Annotated in this window: 20 protein-coding genes; 7 read left to right on the top strand and 13 right to left on the bottom strand. The window is 53.9% G+C overall.

The genetic code is table 11. The annotated features are described in order from the left end of the window. Positions 1-5 precede the first annotated feature (5 nt). The 3 genes from artQ (at position 6) to artJ (ending at position 2291) form a co-directional block, all read left to right on the top strand. Positions 6-722: an arginine ABC transporter permease ArtQ gene (gene artQ / locus AOY24_RS17935; RefSeq protein ID WP_043001228.1), complete on the top strand. Its 717-nt coding sequence runs from the start codon at positions 6-8 to the stop codon at positions 720-722. After that, a complete protein-coding gene (gene artM, locus AOY24_RS17930; RefSeq protein WP_042320323.1) occupies positions 722-1390 on the top strand; it encodes an arginine ABC transporter permease ArtM in 669 nt (222 codons plus the stop codon). The genes artQ and artM overlap by 1 nt, the downstream gene beginning before the upstream one ends. Before the next feature lie 169 nt (positions 1391-1559). Then, positions 1560-2291, top strand: coding sequence for an arginine ABC transporter substrate-binding protein ArtJ (gene artJ, locus AOY24_RS17925; protein ID WP_043001230.1), 732 nt, complete (start codon positions 1560-1562; stop codon positions 2289-2291). 94 nt (positions 2292-2385) lie between these two features. Here the strand turns inward: artJ and rlmC are convergent, their stop codons facing one another. From rlmC to AOY24_RS17875, 10 genes are all read right to left on the bottom strand, one after another. Beyond that, complete coding sequence (gene rlmC / locus AOY24_RS17920; RefSeq protein ID WP_043001231.1) at positions 2386-3531, bottom strand: 23S rRNA (uracil(747)-C(5))-methyltransferase RlmC; 1146 nt, start codon at positions 3529-3531, stop codon at positions 2386-2388. A 40-nt stretch (positions 3532-3571) separates the two neighbouring features. Beyond that, entirely contained in the window at positions 3572-4060 is a 489-nt protein-coding gene (locus tag AOY24_RS17915; RefSeq protein WP_043001232.1) for a YbjO family protein, read from the bottom strand. 59 nt (positions 4061-4119) lie between these two features. After that, positions 4120-4965 carry a putrescine ABC transporter permease PotI gene (potI, locus tag AOY24_RS17910; RefSeq protein ID WP_042320333.1) on the bottom strand — a complete coding sequence of 282 codons (846 nt, stop codon included), beginning with the start codon at positions 4963-4965 and terminating at the stop codon, positions 4120-4122. Further along, positions 4962-5915 (bottom strand): putrescine ABC transporter permease PotH, encoded by a 954-nt coding sequence (gene potH / locus AOY24_RS17905; protein WP_043001233.1) that lies wholly within the window; start codon positions 5913-5915, stop codon positions 4962-4964. The genes potI and potH overlap by 4 nt, the downstream gene beginning before the upstream one ends. 9 nt (positions 5916-5924) lie before the next feature. After that, on the bottom strand, positions 5925-7058 hold the full coding sequence (potG, locus tag AOY24_RS17900; protein WP_044264253.1) for a putrescine ABC transporter ATP-binding subunit PotG: 1134 nt from the start codon (positions 7056-7058) through the stop codon (positions 5925-5927). 96 nt (positions 7059-7154) lie between these two features. Then, the gene (gene potF / locus AOY24_RS17895; RefSeq protein ID WP_043001234.1) at positions 7155-8267 is read right to left on the bottom strand and encodes a spermidine/putrescine ABC transporter substrate-binding protein PotF; all 1113 of its coding nucleotides are present in this window, start codon (positions 8265-8267) and stop codon (positions 7155-7157) included. Between the two features lie 364 nt (positions 8268-8631). Further along, entirely contained in the window at positions 8632-9108 is a 477-nt protein-coding gene (locus tag AOY24_RS17890; protein WP_043001235.1) for a YbjN domain-containing protein, read from the bottom strand. A gap of 90 nt (positions 9109-9198) precedes the next feature. Further along, a complete protein-coding gene (gene rimK, locus AOY24_RS17885; RefSeq protein WP_044256380.1) occupies positions 9199-10101 on the bottom strand; it encodes a 30S ribosomal protein S6--L-glutamate ligase in 903 nt (300 codons plus the stop codon). Between the two features lie 60 nt (positions 10102-10161). Continuing rightward, positions 10162-10884, bottom strand: coding sequence for an oxygen-insensitive NADPH nitroreductase (nfsA, locus tag AOY24_RS17880; protein WP_043001237.1), 723 nt, complete (start codon positions 10882-10884; stop codon positions 10162-10164). After that, positions 10868-11155: a DUF1418 family protein gene (locus tag AOY24_RS17875; RefSeq protein WP_043001238.1), complete on the bottom strand. Its 288-nt coding sequence runs from the start codon at positions 11153-11155 to the stop codon at positions 10868-10870. Before AOY24_RS17875 ends, nfsA begins: the two co-directional genes overlap by 17 nt. Positions 11156-11327: 172 nt before the next feature. Here AOY24_RS17875 and AOY24_RS17870 point away from each other — a divergent pair, with 172 nt between their 5' ends. Continuing rightward, the gene (locus AOY24_RS17870) at positions 11328-11591 is read left to right on the top strand and encodes a GrxA family glutaredoxin (RefSeq protein WP_000495514.1); all 264 of its coding nucleotides are present in this window, start codon (positions 11328-11330) and stop codon (positions 11589-11591) included. Between the two features lie 39 nt (positions 11592-11630). Here AOY24_RS17870 and AOY24_RS17865 read toward each other — a convergent pair whose 3' ends face one another. Further along, the gene (locus AOY24_RS17865) at positions 11631-12008 is read right to left on the bottom strand and encodes an inner membrane protein YbjM (RefSeq protein WP_043001239.1); all 378 of its coding nucleotides are present in this window, start codon (positions 12006-12008) and stop codon (positions 11631-11633) included. A 268-nt stretch (positions 12009-12276) separates the two neighbouring features. On the opposite strand from AOY24_RS17865, the gene AOY24_RS17860 reads away from it, so the two are divergent. After that, positions 12277-13962 carry an aspartate:alanine antiporter gene (locus AOY24_RS17860; RefSeq protein ID WP_043001240.1) on the top strand — a complete coding sequence of 562 codons (1686 nt, stop codon included), beginning with the start codon at positions 12277-12279 and terminating at the stop codon, positions 13960-13962. 292 nt (positions 13963-14254) lie between these two features. Here AOY24_RS17860 and AOY24_RS17855 read toward each other — a convergent pair whose 3' ends face one another. Further along, positions 14255-14794 carry a TetR/AcrR family transcriptional regulator gene (locus AOY24_RS17855; RefSeq protein WP_054177094.1) on the bottom strand — a complete coding sequence of 180 codons (540 nt, stop codon included), beginning with the start codon at positions 14792-14794 and terminating at the stop codon, positions 14255-14257. Positions 14795-14875: 81 nt separating this feature from the next. Here AOY24_RS17855 and AOY24_RS17850 point away from each other — a divergent pair, with 81 nt between their 5' ends. Together AOY24_RS17850 and AOY24_RS17845 are read left to right on the top strand one after the other, a co-directional pair. Next, positions 14876-16084, top strand: a complete 1209-nt coding sequence (locus AOY24_RS17850; RefSeq protein WP_054177093.1) for an MFS transporter — start codon at positions 14876-14878, stop codon at positions 16082-16084. Beyond that, positions 16085-16897, top strand: coding sequence for a Cof-type HAD-IIB family hydrolase (locus AOY24_RS17845; RefSeq protein ID WP_043001243.1), 813 nt, complete (start codon positions 16085-16087; stop codon positions 16895-16897). It begins immediately after the preceding gene. A 96-nt stretch (positions 16898-16993) separates the two neighbouring features. On the opposite strand, the gene AOY24_RS17840 is transcribed toward AOY24_RS17845, so the two are convergent. Beyond that, positions 16994-18226 (bottom strand): MFS transporter, encoded by a 1233-nt coding sequence (locus AOY24_RS17840; RefSeq protein WP_043001244.1) that lies wholly within the window; start codon positions 18224-18226, stop codon positions 16994-16996. Positions 18227-18300 lie beyond the last annotated feature (74 nt).

Below are 18300 nucleotides of genomic sequence, written 5' to 3'. Positions count from 1 at the left end.
CCTTGATGAACGAATTTTTCCCACTTGCAAGCGCCGCCGGGATGACCGTCGGCCTTGCCGTTTGTGCACTGATCCTCGGCCTGGCGCTGGCAATGCTTTTCGCCGTCTGGGAGTCAGTGAAATGGCGTCCTGTCGCGTGGACGGGTTCCGCGCTGGTCACCATTTTACGCGGCCTGCCGGAAATTCTGGTGGTGCTGTTTATCTATTTCGGCTCCTCTCAACTGCTGCTGATGCTCTCTGATGGCTTTACGATCAATCTGGGCGTCGTGCAGATTCCGGTACGAATGGAGATCGAAAACTTCGACGTCAGCCCCTTCCTGTGTGGGGTGATTGCCCTCTCTCTGCTCTACGCAGCCTATGCGTCTCAAACGTTGCGCGGCGCGCTAAAAGCGGTACCGCTGGGGCAGTGGGAATCCGGCCAGGCGTTGGGACTGTCGAAGACCGCCATTTTCTTCCGGCTGGTGATGCCGCAAATGTGGCGTCATGCGCTGCCGGGGCTGGGCAACCAGTGGCTGGTATTGCTGAAAGATACCGCGCTGGTGAGCCTCATCAGCGTCAACGACCTGATGCTGCAAACCAAGAGTATCGCCACGCGAACCCAGGAACCGTTTAACTGGTACATTATCGCTGCGGCGATCTACCTGGTGATTACGCTGGTGAGCCAGTACATTCTCAAACGCATTGACCTGCGCGCGACACGTTTTGAGCGGAGACCAGGCTGATGTTTGAGTATTTACCTGAACTGCTGAAAGGACTGCATACCAGCCTGACCCTGACGGTGGCATCCATTGTCGTTGCCCTGATTCTGGCGTTGATTTTCACGATTGTTCTGACGTTGAAAACGCCGGTGGTAGTCTGGCTGGTGCGTGGCTATATCACGCTGTTTACCGGTACGCCGCTGCTGGTTCAGATCTTCTTGATCTACTACGGACCGGGTCAGTTTCCGTCTCTGCAGGAGTATCCGGTTCTGTGGCATCTGCTGTCAGAGCCGTGGTTGTGCGCCTTGATTGCACTGTCGCTTAACAGCGCAGCTTATACCACTCAACTGTTCTACGGGGCGATTCGCGCGATTCCGGAAGGCCAGTGGCAGTCCTGCGGCGCGCTGGGGATGAGCAAGAAAGACACGCTGGCAATCCTGTTGCCGTATGCCTTTAAACGCGCCCTCTCCTCGTATTCCAACGAAGTGGTGCTGGTGTTCAAAAGTACCTCTCTGGCATATACCATCACGCTGATGGAAGTGATGGGTTATGGTCAGCTGCTGTACGGTCGCACCTATGATGTGATGGTGTTCGGCGCAGCGGGAGTTATCTACCTGATCGTCAACGGCCTGTTGACGTTAATGATGCGTCTGATCGAGCGCAAAGCGCTGGCATTCGAACGTCGAAACTAAGCACTTTATTGCATAAATCACAACCAACAAGACGGACAAGTTTATAACCTGTCCGTCTTTTTTTATTTATCACAAAATAGTTAATCATTTTTATTGCATACAAATTCATTTACTGGCATTGTAAATACATGCCGCAGAAACGGCGCCTCATCATAACGGGAGTCCAACCATGAAAAAGTTAGTTCTGGCCACATTACTTGCCTCTTTCACCTTCGGTGCCTCTGCCGCTGAAAAAATCAGTTTTGGCGTCTCTGCGACCTATCCACCGTTCGAATCTATGGATGCCAATAACCAAATCGTCGGCTTCGACCTCGATCTGGCAAAAGCCTTATGCAAACAGATGCAGGCAGAATGTACTTTCACCAACCATGCATTTGACAGCCTTATCCCGGCGCTCAAGTTCAAAAAATATGACGCTGTGATTTCCGGTATGGATATCACTCCAGAGCGGAGCAAACAGGTGGCGTTTACGACCCCCTACTATGCCAACTCGGCGCTGGTGATTTCGAAGAAAGATACCTATAAAACCTTTGCCGACCTGAAAGGTAAACGTATCGGGATGGAAAACGGCACCACTCACCAGAAATACTTGCAGGACAAGCACCCGGAAGTGAAAACCGTGGCCTATGACAGCTATCAGAATGCGTTTATCGACCTGAAAAATGGCCGTATTGATGGCGTATTCGGTGATACCGCCGTGGTGAACGAGTGGCTGAAAACTAACCCGCAGTTGGGTGTGGCAACCGAGAAAGTCACCGATCCACAGTACTTCGGTACCGGCCTCGGCATCGCGGTTCGCCCGGATAATAAAGTGCTGCTCGATAAACTGAACGCTGCGCTGGCGGCGATCAAGGCCGATGGTACGTACCAAAAAATCAACGACCAGTGGTTCCCGCAGTAAGACCGAGAATTGGCTGTAGAGTGCCTGATGACGCTACGCTTATCAGGCCTACAAAATACACTTCACTCGCAAGCCGGATAAGGCGCCACCGCCGCTATCCGGCAAACCGTGACTCGTCCTTCAGCAACAATGTCAGCACTTCATAATGCGCGGTATGTGGGAACATATCGAAAAGCTGTACCCGTTCAATGCGATAGCCTGGCAATGCGGCAATGTCTTTCGCCATCGTCTGCGCATTACAGCTGGAATAGATGATAAATTGCGGTGCCATTCGGCTGAGGTAATCACACAAGGATTTACCAATTCCGCGGCGCGGCGGGTTCACCAGCACCAGATCCGGCACAGCCCCCTGCCCGGTGGCAAACTGCGTCGAATCCAGCGCCTGAAAATGAAGATTGGTTAAGCCCAGTTCCGCCGCTGACTGCTTCGCACAGACAATGGCTTCCGGCGCAATTTCAATTCCCGTCAACTGCATCTGCGGCGTCGCGCAGTGCAGACCAAACCCACCGACACCACAGAACAGATCCCACATGTGGTTCACCGGCAACTGCCGCACCCAGTCACGCGCTGTGGCATATAATTGGCTTGCCACCGCCGGGTTGGTCTGGAAGAAACTGTGCGGGCGGATCCACAGCGGCACGTCGTTAAACCGCTCCGCCAGCGCCTGCTGTTCAGTCAGAAAGATTTCTGTCTCCCCTTCCATAATCGCCATATGCACCGGCTGAAGATTGACGCTGATGACCTTCAGTTGCGGCAGTTGCGCCTGCAACCACGGCAGCGCAGCACGCAACTGCGCCAGTTTACTGTCGGAACGCAGAACAAAGCGCAGCATCATACCGCCATCAAACTGACTTTCCGTCAGCAAAAGGTACTTAAGCTCTCCACGCTTGCGTGCCACGTTGTAGGGAGTTAGTCCGGCCCGCGCAATAAACGGTTTCAGCACAGCAAACACCGGCGCAAACGAGGCCGGATAGAGCGGGCAATCGCACAGATCTTCTGGCGTACCATCGCGATGCAACATGCCCAGCAACGGTTTTTCCACGCTGCCGCTGACCACCATCTTAGCTTTATTGCGAAACGCCAGCTCCGGGCCGCTGACCGGCACGCACCATTCTCCGACGGGAAAACCGGCAAGCAAATTTTGCAGATCGGCGGTTTTGGCGGTGAGTTGCTCGCCGACGGGCTGCGTGATCCACTGACAGGAACGACAGCGACCGGCGTCATAGAGTGCGCACTGCATACGGAAACCTTTATCTAAACAGGGGCGAGGATTATACACATTATTGTAAGCGGAAGAAGCGACGACTGGCCGCGGGCACAAACAGTAATAACAGCACCAGCATATCGGGCAGTTTTTGCATTACCAGCGTACGCAGAATCTCCCGCTTTGACTCACCCGCAATGCTGAACAGCTCTGGATAGCCGTAGCCCAGCGAGGCCGCCCACAAATAGCTGGCGGCAATCACCTGCGTGAGGAGATAGATCCAGCGCGCCCAGTTACGCCCTTTCACCAGTGAAAACGCACACCAGATTTCAATAAATACCAGCATCAGGCTGCCGAGAAAAACCAGCGTTAAATTCCATGTCTGCACGCTGCGATGAATAAACTCGCCCAGTCCGCGAATGCCAAGGGTGTTGAAAATCATCAGCAGGTCGAGCCCACGGATCATAATAATGGCGAGCGCCGCCACCTGCACCAGCGTGGGCACATTCAGGCGGGCATGTGATGAGGATGTTTTATTAAAAAATCCCAACGAATCGTCTTCCATGAAAACAATGCCGCGACGAGCGCGGCATTATGTAGCCAGGTTGGCAGATTTTAGTGTCTTCAGTCACGTCTTGCACGTTGGATATCGCGGATCCGCTGTTTTTCCGTGCGAGCCATCAAATACCAGGCGATAAAACCAACAATTCCCACCACCCCGAGTATCAGCGTCGCCAGGGCGTTAATTTCCGGGTTAACGCCCATCCGCACGCTGGAGAAGACCAGCATCGGTAACGTGGTCGCGCCCGGTCCGGAGACAAAGCTGGCAATGACCAGATCGTCCAGCGACAGGGTAAACGCCAGCAGCCAGCCGGAGACCACCGCTGGCATAATCATCGGCAGCGTAATCACAAAGAACACCTTCAGCGGCGTCGCCCCCAGATCCATCGCCGCTTCCTCAATGGAGCGATCCAGTTCACGCAGGCGCGAGGAGATCACCACCGCCACATACGCCGTACAGAACGTGACGTGTGCCAGCCAGATAGTCAGCATGCCACGATCTGACGGCCAGCCAATAGCGTGCCCCAGTGCGACAAACAGCAGCAACAAAGAGAGCCCGGTGATCACATCCGGCATCACCAGCGGCGCGGTGATCATAAAGGCAAAGCCGTTCGACCCGCGAAAGCGACCAAAACGCACCATCACCACCGCAGCAATCGTGCCGAGTATCGCCGCCATGGTCGCCGCGCAGGCGGCGATGGTCAGACTCAACCCCACTGCGCTCATCATTGCGCTATCGCGGAACAGTTCGCCATACCAGCGCGTTGACCATCCAGCCCACACCGTGACCAGTTTGGAACTGTTAAACGAGTAGATGACCAGCATCAGCATCGGCGCATACAGGAAAGTAAACCCGAGCACCAGAATCACAATCCGCCAGGGCGAACGAATTACCGGTAAGTTGTTCATCCGTGGGCCCCTCCGCTTTTTTGCTGATGTTTGTGAAACCACATAATCGGGACGATCAGCAGCAGCAACATGACAATCGCGACCGCAGACGCCACCGGCCAGTCGCGGTTGTTAAAGAACTCTTGCCACAGCACGCGACCAATCATGATGCTGTCTGGCCCGCCGAGCAGTTCTGGGATCACAAACTCGCCCACCGCCGGAATGAACACCAGCATAGAACCGGCAATAATGCCGCCTTTGGTCAGCGGGACGATCACACTAAAGAACGTTTTCAACGGACGCGCACCCAGATCCAGCGACGCTTCCACCAGCGAGTAATCAATCCGCGTCAGTGCGGTATAAATCGGCAGCACCATGAACGGCAAATAGGCGTACACAATACCGATATACACCGCCAGATTGGTGTGCAGAATGGTCAGCGGCTGGTCAATTACGCCCAGCCACAGCAGAAAGTTATTCAACACGCCATTATTTTTCAGTATCCCCATCCAGGCATATACGCGGATCAAAAACGAGGTCCACGACGGCAGGATCACCAACAGCAGCAGAATATTACGCGTTGACGGCTTGCTGTGCGCCACCGCCCACGCCAATGGATACCCCAGCAGCAGACAGCAGAGCGTCGAGATCCCCGCCACCTGTAGTGACTGCAGATAAGCATCAAAGTAGAGCGGATCGTCCGTCAACTGTAGGAAGTTACCGAGATTAAGGGTGATCGACAGTTGCCCGTCGGCCCACTCCATCAGCTCCGTATACGGCGGGATCGCTCGCGCCATCTCCGCCAGACTGATTTTAAAGACGATCAGAAAAGGCAGCAGAAACAGCAGGATCAGCCAGACGTAAGGCAGCGCTATCACCAGTTTGCGCCCGTGTTTCATCTGCACGCGCGCCAGCCAGAACGTAAAGCCGCCTGGTTTTTCTACGCGTGCCGGAGGTTCAAGTGTACTCATCTTCGCTCCTTAAACCGTCAACACCACACAACTGTCCGCATCCCAGCACAGACGCACCTCATCGCCCCAGGTCGGCAGACCTTTGCGATAACGGTGAGCGTTTTGCAACTGGGCGCTGATCATCTGTCCGCTTTTCAGGCGAACGTGATAGATGGAGAGATCGCCAAGATAGGCAATGTGCACCACTTCACCGACGGCGAAGTTAAAACCGTCGGCAGGCGGCTCTTCGCAGAGCATGATTTTTTCCGGACGCAGCGCCACGTGCACCGGCACGTTATCCACCACCGACGCATCCGGATCGACCTTCAACGGATGCACCAGCCCAGGAGAATAGAGCACCAGACCGTCTTCCTGGCGCTCTTTAATTACGCCCTCAAAGACATTGACCGAGCCGATAAACTCTGCGCTGTAGCGCGTGGTCGGGTGCTCGTAAATTTCTTCCGGCTCACCGATTTGCACAAACTTGCCACGGTTCATAATGGCGATACGCCCGGCCATGGTCATCGCCTCTTCCTGATCGTGCGTCACCATCACGCAGGTTACGCCGACGCGCTCAAGGATATCGACCACTTCGAGCTGCATACGGTCACGCAGCTTTTTATCCAGTGCGCCCATCGGTTCGTCGAGCAGCAGAAGTTTAGGCCGTTTTGCCAGGCTTCTCGCCAGCGCCACACGCTGACGCTGACCGCCGGAAAGCTGATGCGGTTTGCGTTTAGCGAACTCTTGCATATGCACCAGACCTAACATCTCGTCGACCCGGCTGGCAATTTCTGCTTTCGGCAGTTTGTCCTGCTTCAGGCCAAAGGCGATATTCTGTTCCACCGTCATATGGGGAAACAGCGCATAGGACTGAAACATCATATTGATGGGCCGTAAATAAGGCGGCACCTGGGACAGGTCGACGCCATCCAGCATGATTTGTCCTGTAGTAGGTTGTTCAAACCCCGCCAGCATGCGCAACAGCGTGGATTTTCCACAGCCTGATGCGCCCAGCAGGGCAAAGATTTCGCCTTTATAAATGGTCAGACTTACGTCATCGACAGCGTGCTGACCATCGAAGGATTTGGTCAGGTTGCGGATTTCGAGGAGCGGCGTCAGCGCTTTACGGGTTTTCGCCTGCGGGCGTGGGGTGGCATCATTCACGGGGTGCTCTCCGGCAGAAACAATCATGGTGCAGGCGCACCAGAACGGTGCGCCAGTTGCCGGGAGCGCTTCGCTTGCCCGGCCTACGGTAAAAGGTTATTTACCGCTTTTCACCTTGGTCCAGGCACGCGTACGGACGCGGTCAATCTTCGGATCCTGAACTTTCAGGGTGAACATCTTCGCGCGCACGTCTGCTGGCGGATAAATACCTGGATTATCACGCACTTCTGCACTCACCAACGCCGTCGCCTCTTTGTTGGCATTCGCGTAGAACACGTGGTCAGAGATATGCGCAATCACATCCGGGCGCAACAGGTAGTTGAGGAACTGATAGGCCTCGTCTTTATTTTTGGCATCTGCTGGCATCGCGAAGACATCAAAGAAGGCCATTGCCCCTTCCTTCGGAATCGAGAAGGAGATATTGACGCCATTCTTCGCCTCTTTCGCCCGGTTGGCGGCCTGCCAGACATCTCCCGCCCAGCCAATCGCCACACAGGTATCGCCGTTAGCCAGGTCGTTGATGTACTGCGAAGAGTGGAAGTAACGGATATTCGGCCGCAGCTTGAGCAGCAGATCGGTAGCCGGTCCGGTATAGTCGTCTGCTTTGGTGCTGTTCGGATCTTTACCCAGATAGTTCAGCACGGTGGCAAACACCTCTTCCGGCGCATCGAGGAAAGAGACGCCACAGCTCTTGAGTTTTTCAAGATTTTCCGGCTTCAGCACCAGATCCCAGCTATTAAGCGGGGCATCAGCGCCGAGCACCGCTTTCACTTTATCGACGTTGTAGCCAATACCGGTGGTCGCCCACATATACGGCATCGCGAATTTATTGTCCGGGTCGTGTTTGGCGACCAGTTTCAGCAATTCCGGATCGAGGTTTTTCCAGCCCGGCAGTTTGCTCTTATCCAGCGGCTGGAAAACGCCTGCCGTCAACTGACGTTCAAGAAAGCTCGCGGAAGGCACTACCAGATCAAAACCGGTGCTACCTGCCATCAGTTTGCCTTCCAGCACTTCGTTGGAGTCAAAAACGTCATAGACCACTTTGATGCCGGTCTCTTTTTCAAAATTAGCGACCGTATCCGGCGCAATATAATCAGACCAGTTATAGATATGGAGTGTTTTTTGTTCTGCAGCGAGCGTGCCGGCAGAGACGGCCATCAGAGCACCCGCAACCAGACCCGATAGCCATTTTTTATTTAAGGCGGTCATAATCTCTTTCCTTATCAAAGTTCGTTAACAAACGAACCAAAAAAGTTGCACTCAATGCTATGCAAGAAACGTGCATAGTTTGTCACTCGGCAAAAACCAGGAAGAGTGGACGCTCCCCCGACCGTTATTGCTCGCTGTAATTAAGCTTCGCAAGAATAACTTTAGCCAGGGTTTCAGGCTATAGCCCAGATTAAAAAACGCCTTTTATCAATTTTTTATGCAATTTATGTCTATGTGATAAAGCGAAACAGCGGGAAAGGAGGTGAATAATTCTTTAAAGAAAGGTTAAATGCAGAATAAAAGAACGTAAACCGCAGCCGCTCTGGCAGCGACTGCGCTATACGCGCCATACTTCACGTTAAAATCAGTGAAGAAAATGGTTCTCAACGCTGCTTTTTTGCGCGTCTTCTTCGGCGGTAAACAGCATCTGGTGCGCGCCCGCTTCAAGAATGACCATGGATATCTGCTCTTCGCTCTGGCGCACGAACCACTCGAACTGCGCGTAAGTTACCCCTTGCATAACGGATAAAGACTGGCAAACCACCAGCTTTGGCAGATTATCATCCTGCATATCCAGGAACGCTTTCACAGTGAGGGAACTGGCATTGATGGCAGACAGATCCGCGGCCAGCGGCAGTAACGCAGAAGGCCTCACTTCAGCCATCGCGGAAAACAGCAGCGTATTATCGACGAGATCTAATTTCGCATCGTAGATGCCGTCAAAATTTTGCATGTGTGGTAAATGCAGTGCCTGACAGGTATCACATTCAAAAAAACTCATGCCCAGGTCGTCGAGCCATTGCCGCAACGTATCCAGAGTGGGAACGACCAATTCTGTCATAATAATGTGCTACCTCTTACGATAAAAAAATACCGGCACAGCTTACGCAAAAAGTGTTCGTCATGCCACGATCATCGGCGATATTAAAGACTAGCCACCCGTTTTGAGACAAAATTCAGCCGTCGCGTGGCGTTCGATCCACTGAATCATCCGCCCGGCGATATCGATACCGGTGGTTTTTTCGATCCCTTCCAGACCCGGAGAGGCATTCACTTCCATCACCAGCGGGCCGCGCTCGGCGCGTAAAATATCAACACCAGCAACATCAAGCCCCATCGTCTGCGCAGCTTTTATCGCAATTTTGCGCTCACGGGGAGTAATGTTGGCAATGCAGGCGACGCCGCCGCGATGGAGATTAGAACGAAAATCGCCGTCCTTCGCCCGTCGTTCGATGGCAGCAACCACCTCATCCCCCACCACCAGACAGCGAATATCGCGGCCTTTGGCCTCTTTAATATATTCCTGAACCAGAATGTGGGCGTTAAGCCCCCGGAACGCATCCACGACGCTCTCGGCAGCCTGACGGGTTTCTGCCAGTACCACGCCAATTCCTTGCGTTCCCTCCACCAGTTTCACCACCAACGGCGCGCCACCAACCATATCGATCAGATCGCTGGTGTCATCCGGCGAGTGCGCAATGCCGGTAATCGGGAGATCGATACCCTGACGCGCCAGCAACTGCAACGAACGCAGCTTATCGCGGGCGCGGGTAATCGCTACAGATTCATTCAACGGATAGCTGCCCAGCATCTCAAACTGGCGTAGCACCGCCGTACCATAAAAGGTAATCGCCGAACCAATACGCGGAATGACGGCATCAAAATGAGGCAACTTGCGTCCTTTATAATGAATTGAGGACGCCGCCGGATTGATGTTCATATAACAGGAAAGCGGGTCGAGTATTTCAACCAGATGACCACGCGTCATCGCCGCTTCACGCAGGCGCTTACACGAGTAGAGCGTTCCATCCCGGGACAATATGGCAATTTTCACCCTGCACCTCTCTGCATCACTCGATCACTATCCCGCGTATCATACACAGCGGCGGAATTTTTAGCGCGTGGCCCAACCCTGTTTATGCAAATATTCCAGGATAAAGGGACGATTTTCCTTAATCAGCGTGCGGCGAATATGATCGCTCCAGGTGTCACGGCGGGTATTGCTGCCACGGCTGAGATAATACTGCGCGAGCTGTTCGTCATAATCAGCCAGCACGTCCTTATCGAGCGGCTGATAACGATTTTCATGCATCACTATCGCTGCGGGCAGGCGCGGCTTCAGCTCCGGGTTATCAGCAGGCCAGCCCAGGCACAGCCCAAACAGCGGCAGTACGTGTTTTGGCAGCGCCAGCAACTCGGTGACAGATTCGATGTTATTGCGTAATCCGCCGATATAGACACCACCCAGTCCCAGTGATTCCGCCGCCGTCAGCGCGTTTTGCGCCATCATCGCCGTATCAACGACGCCCAGCAACAACTGCTCTGCAAGGCCTAATTGCGCTTCAGGGCAAATCTGCAGATGACGGTTGAAGTCGGCGCAGAAGACCCAAAACTCAGCGGCCTGCGCGACGTGCTGTTGACCGCCGGTTAAGGGTACCAGTGCGTCACGTAGTACCGGATCCGTAATACGAATAATGGATGTACACTGCAAAAAGCTGGAGCTGGAGGTCGCCTGAGCGGCGGCCAGAATCGCCTCTCGCTGTTCAGGCGTAATCGGTTGATCGGTATAATGGCGAATCGAACGGTGACGACGCAGAAGGTTAATGGTTGGAGTCATTCTCTTTTTCTCGGTCAGAACGGGATGAATCGGATGAGGGCTTCATCAGCTGGGGCGCCAGCCGCTGCGCGACTTGCCAGACGAATGCCAGTGCGGCGGGGATCATCAACAGCACGCCCAAAAAAAGCATGATAATGACCGCTAACGAGCTGTTAAACGGCGCGGGAAGCGTCAGGTAGTGGTTCAGCAACAGCAAAGCCAGCGCCAGGAGCACCATACCCACCATTTCCAGAATCAATACACTTTTCGGTAACGCGCCGGTCATACGCACAGGAAGCCCCCTTTTGTGAGACATAGTTTAAGGCGTTCAGCGTGAATGTGTTTAACAGATATAGACTAAATGTATCGAAGTAAAAGGTGCAACCTACTGTTCAAGACTGACGATTAGCGTCATCATAGCAGCCATTCGCCGTCAGGCTTTGAGTTCGAGGAGAGAGACTACAATGTTTACCGTTATTTTTGGTCGCCCGGGTTGCCCTTACTGTGTACGCGCAAAAGAACTGGCAGAGAAACTGAGCAACGAGCGCGATGATTTCAACTATCGCTACATCGACATCCACGCGGAAGGCATCACCAAAGCGGACCTGGAAAAAACCGTCGGCAAACCGGTTGAAACCGTGCCGCAGATTTTTGTTGATCAGAAACACATCGGCGGTTGCACCGATTTTGAAGCCTGGGCGAAAGAGAATTTGAACCTGTTCGCCTGAGTACTGTGAGTGATGTCATAACGCCCTCTTCGGAGGGCGTTATTGGTTTTTACGCTGTCGCGGTCTGAACAAACTGCTAATGAACAGGAAGCATAAGGCTCCCAAAGCGCACCAGAATACGGCGCTGAATAACCACGCCATCTCCTGCCACAGCGAGCGAGTGGGCGTAAAGAAAAGACGCGTGAGCAGCAAACAACAAGGTGCCGCAAGCATCGCGCCAAGGAGCGGTTTGATCACCTCCCGGCGATGAGAGCAAAAACTGGCGACCGCGCCTGGCAGCGTAAAAAACAGTAGCCCAATTTCAGGATGCCCGGCCGCCCGAAATGCCCCTTTCATGTTCATCGTCAGAAAAAGACAGACAACCACAAAGAGCACAAAGCAGCAGACCGCTCCTACCCAACCATGCTTATATTTCAATCTTTTCTCCTGACACTGTCTCTATCGAACACACTTTTCGCCAAAGGCGTCCAGTCAGATAAAGCCGTTCAGCATTCCGTGCCAAAATACGCCAACACGATTCTTATAGCCGTTGATACGTAATGAGATTAAACTAGCCAGATTATATTGTTGTGCCGCTTATATTCGGGCTGTGAATATGTCACAATCGCCCTTATTTGATGGCAAAACAGTAGCCTAAATTACCATTTCTTTCAACAGCTTACTCGTAAACAAGAAGTTAGTCTCCGTGAATATAAACGTCGCCGATTTGTTAAATGGGAATTACATCCTGTTATTATTCGTTGTACTGGCTCTCGGCCTGTGTCTCGGTAAATTGCGTCTGGGTTCCATCCAACTGGGTAATTCCATTGGCGTTTTAGTCGTCTCTCTCTTATTAGGGCAACAGCATTTCAGTATTAACACTGACGCACTGAATCTGGGCTTTATGCTGTTTATTTTTTGTGTCGGCGTTGAAGCGGGTCCTAACTTTTTTTCCATTTTTTTTCGGGACGGGAAGAATTACCTGATGCTGGCTCTGGTGATGGTCGGCAGCGCGCTGCTGATCGCCCTCGGCTTGGGTAAGCTATTTGGCTGGGACATCGGCCTGACGGCCGGTATGCTGGCTGGCTCAATGACGTCTACCCCGGTTCTGGTCGGTGCTGGCGATACGCTGCGCCATTTTGGAATGGAGAGCGCACAGCTTTCCCGGGCGCTGGATAACCTGAGCCTGGGCTACGCACTGACCTACCTGATCGGTCTGGTCAGCCTGATCGTCGGCGCACGCTATCTGCCAAAATTACAGCATCAGGATCTGCAAACCAGCGCCCAGCAAATCGCCCGTGAACGCGGTCTGGACACCGACACGAACCGGAAGGTGTACCTGCCGGTCATTCGTGCTTATCGCGTCGGCCCGGAACTGGTCGCCTGGACGGACGGAAAGAACCTGCGGGAGCTCGGCATTTACCGCGCAACTGGCTGCTACATTGAACGCATCCGTCGTAACGGTATTCTGGCAAACCCGGACGGTGACGCCGTGCTGCAGATGGGTGATGAAATCGCGCTGGTCGGCTATCCGGATGCTCATGCCCGCCTCGACCCCAGCTTTCGTAACGGCAAAGAGGTGTTCGACCGCGACCTGCTCGACATGCGGATCGTCACGGAAGAGATCGTGGTGAAAAACCACAATGCCGTGGGACGCCGTCTTGCGCAACTGAAGCTCACCGATCACGGCTGCTTCCTGAACCGCGTGATTCGTTCGCAGATTGAAATGCCAATTGATGACAACGTGGTGCTCAACAAAGGCGACGTATTGCAGGTCAGCGGCGACGCGCGCCGGGTGAAAACAATCGCGGATCGTATTGGCTTTATCTCGATTCACAGCCAGGTCACCGATCTGCTGGCCTTCTGTGCGTTCTTCATTATTGGTCTGATGATCGGCATGATCACCTTCCAGTTCAGCAACTTCAGTTTCGGCATCGGTAACGCCGCTGGATTGCTGTTCGCCGGGATCATGCTGGGCTTCCTGCGTGCTAACCATCCCACATTTGGCTACATCCCGCAGGGGGCACTGAATATGGTGAAAGAGTTCGGCCTGATGGTCTTTATGGCGGGCGTTGGCTTAAGCGCAGGCAGTGGCATCGGTCAGGGGTTAGGGGCAATTGGCGGTCAAATGCTGATTGCTGGTCTGATCGTCAGCCTGGTGCCGGTGATCATTTGCTTCCTGTTCGGCGCCTATGTCTTGCGCATGAACCGGGCGCTTCTTTTTGGCGCCATGATGGGGGCGCGTACCTGCGCACCGGCAATGGAAATTATCAGCGATACCGCGCGTAGCAATATCCCGGCACTCGGTTACGCAGGCACCTACGCGATAGCCAACGTGCTGCTGACACTGGCGGGGACACTCATCATCATCATCTGGCCAGGCTTAGGATAAAACTGAAGTTGTCCCTTAAGTGAAAATTTTTTGCAGATATGTAGAACTTTTCCTCAAGGTGTCAGTCATAACTAGTGCCACTGCTTTTCTTTGATGTCCCCAATTTGTGGAGCCCATCAACCCCGCCGTTTTGGTTCAAGGTTGATGGGTTTTTTGTTGCCTGCATTTCTCCTCTCCCGTCTTTACCCCCTTCCTCAACCATACTGACTGATGATCGGCATGAAGAGCAGGATCGTGTGGCGCAAGACATTTGTGTCGCCGGGGAGACAACCACTATCGCCCTCAACGATGCTCACCCGGCGATGCGTTTAACCATCCGCAGGATCTCTTCGCGCGTCATCGGCGTCCGGTCAGTCACAAAATGCAACGTCATCCCTTCAATAAAAGCGTCCAACGCCCGGGCGGTAATAGGATCAAACCACTGCTCAAGCGTTCTCTGACTGGTTTGCATCCAGTCCTGCATCACACTTCTTAGCGTCGGCTTACGATTCATCATCGCGTACAGCTGATACATCAGCTCCATATTATGCGGCGTCGTCACTTCTGAACTGTAAATGAGGGTGGTGATCGATTCGCAGGCCATTTCCGGACCGGTCACCCCGGCAAAAAAATCACGATATTGCTGCGCCATATCGCACGTAAAACGCGTAAACGCTTCTTCAATCAACGAGTCCATACCCTCGAAGTAATACGTCATGGATCCCAGTGGAACCCCTGCACAGCTGGCGATTTTACGATGCGTTACAGCACTGATCCCATGCTCAGCAATTGTCTCCAGAGTTGCCTGAAGTATCCTTTCCCGACGCTGCGGATCGTTTGGTCGTCTGCTCATAAATTCCCCTTCTGATTTATGTACAAATGTACACAAACTTGCTAGTGTTGTCGCTATTGTTGTACTTTTGGTGCTTCCCTGATGACATTGACTTCCTCCCGCAAAGCCCTGCAACACCGTACCTGGGCGCTTTTTATGTTCTTCTTTTTGCCCGGCTTGCTGATGGCCTCCTGGGCCACGCGCACGCCCGCCATTCGTGACACGCTTTCGGTCTCGACGGCGGAAATGGGGGCCGTACTGTTTGGTCTCTCGATTGGTTCGATGAGCGGCATCCTTTGTTCGGCCTGGCTGGTGAAACGATTTGGCACCCGAAAGGTGATTCGCACCACCATGTCCTGCGCAATTGTAGGGATGCTGGTGCTAAGCCTGGCGCTTTGGCTCACCTCCCCGGTGTTGTTCGCACTGGGCTTAGGTGTATTCGGCGCCAGTTTTGGTTCCGCAGAAGTGGCGATCAATATTGAAGGGGCGGCCGTCGAACGTGAGATGAACAAAACCGTTTTGCCGATGATGCACGGTTTTTACAGCTTCGGCACGTTGGCGGGCGCGGGTATCGGGATGGCACTGACAGCCTTCGGCGTCGCGGCAACCACGCATATTGTACTGGCTTCGCTGGTGGCGATTGCGCCGATTTTTATTGCCATCCAGGCCATTCCTGACGGGACGGGCAAAAACGCCAACGACGGTTCTCATCACCAGGAAAAAGGCGTCCCCTTCTGGCGCGATATTCAGTTGCTGCTGATTGGCGTTGTGGTGCTGGCGATGGCCTTTGCTGAAGGGTCCGCCAACGACTGGCTACCGCTGCTGATGGTCGACGGTCACGGGTTTAGCCCGACATCCGGCTCGCTGATTTACGCAGGGTTCACGCTCGGGATGACCGTCGGGCGCTTTACCGGTGGCTGGTTTATTGACCGTTACAGTCGTGTGGCGGTGGTTCGCGCCAGCGCCCTGATGGGCGCGCTCGGTATTGGTCTGATTATTTTCGTCGACAGCGCCTGGGTGGCCGGCGTCTCTGTGATACTGTGGGGCCTGGGCGCATCGCTCGGTTTCCCGTTAACCATTTCTGCGGCCAGCGACACGGGGCCGGATGCACCGACACGCGTTAGCGTCGTGGCAACCACCGGCTATCTCGCCTTTCTCGTTGGCCCTCCGCTGCTCGGCTACCTCGGCGAACACTACGGTTTACGTAGCGCCATGCTGGTGGTGCTGGCGCTGGTACTGCTGGCCGCCGTTGTCGCCAGAGCCGTCGCCAAACCAAATTCAACTACGCAAACTGCGATGGAGAAGGGATAAATGGGTATTAAGTTAATTGCAGTCGATATGGATGGCACTTTTCTGAGCGATCAAAAGACCTATAATCGCGAACGTTTTCTTGCACAGTATCAGCAGATGAAAACGCAGGGTATTCGTTTTGCGGTCGCCAGTGGCAATCAGTACTACCAGCTCATCTCTTTCTTTCCTGAGATTGCCCATGAGATCTCCTTTGTCGCCGAAAACGGCGGTTGGGTGGTAAGCGAAGGCCAGGATATCTTTAATGGCGATCTGGCGAAATCCGATTTTACCGCCATCGTCGATCACCTGTTAACCCGCGCCGATGTCGAAATCATCGCCTGCGGTAAGAACAGTGCGTATACTCTGAAAGCGTACAACGACGAGATGAAAGCCACCGCCGGCATGTACTATCACCGCCTCGAATTCGTGGATGATTTCAACAATATCAATGACGTGTTTTTCAAATTTGGCCTGAACATCTCTGATGACCGGATCCCGGAAGTTCAGCAAGCCCTGCACGACGCCATTGGCGATATCATGGTGCCTGTTCACACCGGCTATGGCAGCATCGATCTCATTATCCCCGGCGTACACAAAGCGAACGGGCTGCGCCTGCTCCAGCAGCGTTGGGGAATTGACGATAGTGAAGTCGTGGTGTTTGGGGATGGCGGAAATGATGTTGAAATGCTGCGCCAGGCGGGCTTTAGTTTTGCAATGGAAAATGCGGCAGATACAATTGCGAAGGCCGCGAAATATCGAGCTGGCTCAAACAACAAAGAAGGCGTCCTCGACATCATTGATTGTGTCCTGAAGAACGAAGCGCCATTTAATTAACAACGACTTGCGTTATTCACCTGGCTAAGGTGTTTACACCGCCATCCGACTTTATTGCCTGATGGCGGTGCGCTTAGCGGGCCAACAATGTCGCCATTACCCTTCCCGGGTATTCCCGGCCTGTTTATCTTTCAGGAAGATAAACATCAGCAACAGCCACAGCATGCCGCTCGCCAGATTAAACAGGCTGAACAGCCCATTCCCGCCGAGCAGATAAGCGTGCTTACTCAGTTCAATCCCGACGGTAAAGATCAGCATTTGCAGCATTCCCATCGCCGCAGAGACCGTGCCTTTACTCATGTCGCTGGCGAACAGGGTGAGGCGCACCAGTCCGGCGTTGGCCACACCGATGCCAAAAGCGTAAACGCTCAGACCGGCCGTCATCCACAGATACGCATGGGACGAGACGACGGTGGCCGCCGCGGCGATGAGCAGTCCCAGCACAATCGGCCAGCCGCCCATGATGATGAGCGAACGCACCGTACGCCGAGCGGTCAGGCGCGCCAACATCAGGTTTCCGGCGATCAGCGCGCCAAAAATCGGCACCTGTAGCAGGCCATACTCGTAGCTACTAAGCTGTTCGCCGCTGATGATAATAATCGGTGACTGGGCGATCCAGGCCAGCAACGGCAGGCTGACGAACCCCAGCGCCAGCGCGCCGGCGACAAAGCGCCCATTTTTCAGCACCAGTCTGTAATCATTACCCAGCGCCTTTAGCGATAGCGGCTCGCCGATCCGCGTGGCGGTCTCCGGCATCGCCCGCTGCAGACCAAAGAACGCGATCGCCGCCAGTGCGGCGAACAGCACAAACATGCCTTCCCACGGCAGGACATGCACCCACGCCGCTCCCACCAGCGGTCCAAGCAGTGGCGCTATCAGCGCGACGTTCGCCATCAGGGCGGTGATTTTAATACACACGGCCTCTTCAAAGGACTCCTGGATAGCCGCGTAGCCCACCGCGCCAATAAAGCACAGACTGATGCCCTGCAAAAAACGCAGCAGGGTAAATTGTTCGATGCTTTGCGCCAGCAGCGTTGCCAGGCAGGTGACAATAAACCACACCACGCCCGCTAACATCACCGGACGACGGCCAATGCGATCCGACAGTGGCCCTAACAGCCATTGCAAAAACATACCGCCGGCCAGATAGGCGGTCATGGAGGTGGGTACCCAGTCGATCCCCGCCTGATATTGTTCCACCACCGCCAGCATGCCGGGTTGGATCATATCGTTGCCAATGTAGGTGGAGAATTCGTAGAGCACCAGACAGAGAGGGAAAAGCAGCGCCTGACGTCCAAGACGGGCACCTTGTTGTAAACGGTTTTGCATGCAATCTCTTCGACAATAAAAAATCGCGCAAAGTGTAATGAAAGAGCCTCACCTGAGATAGTGAATTATGCGTG

The organism is Citrobacter sp. CtB7.12 (assembly GCF_001297795.1).
GTDB lineage: Bacteria > Pseudomonadota > Gammaproteobacteria > Enterobacterales > Enterobacteriaceae > Citrobacter_A > Citrobacter_A amalonaticus.
This window is presented reverse-complemented; position numbering and strand designations above follow the sequence as displayed.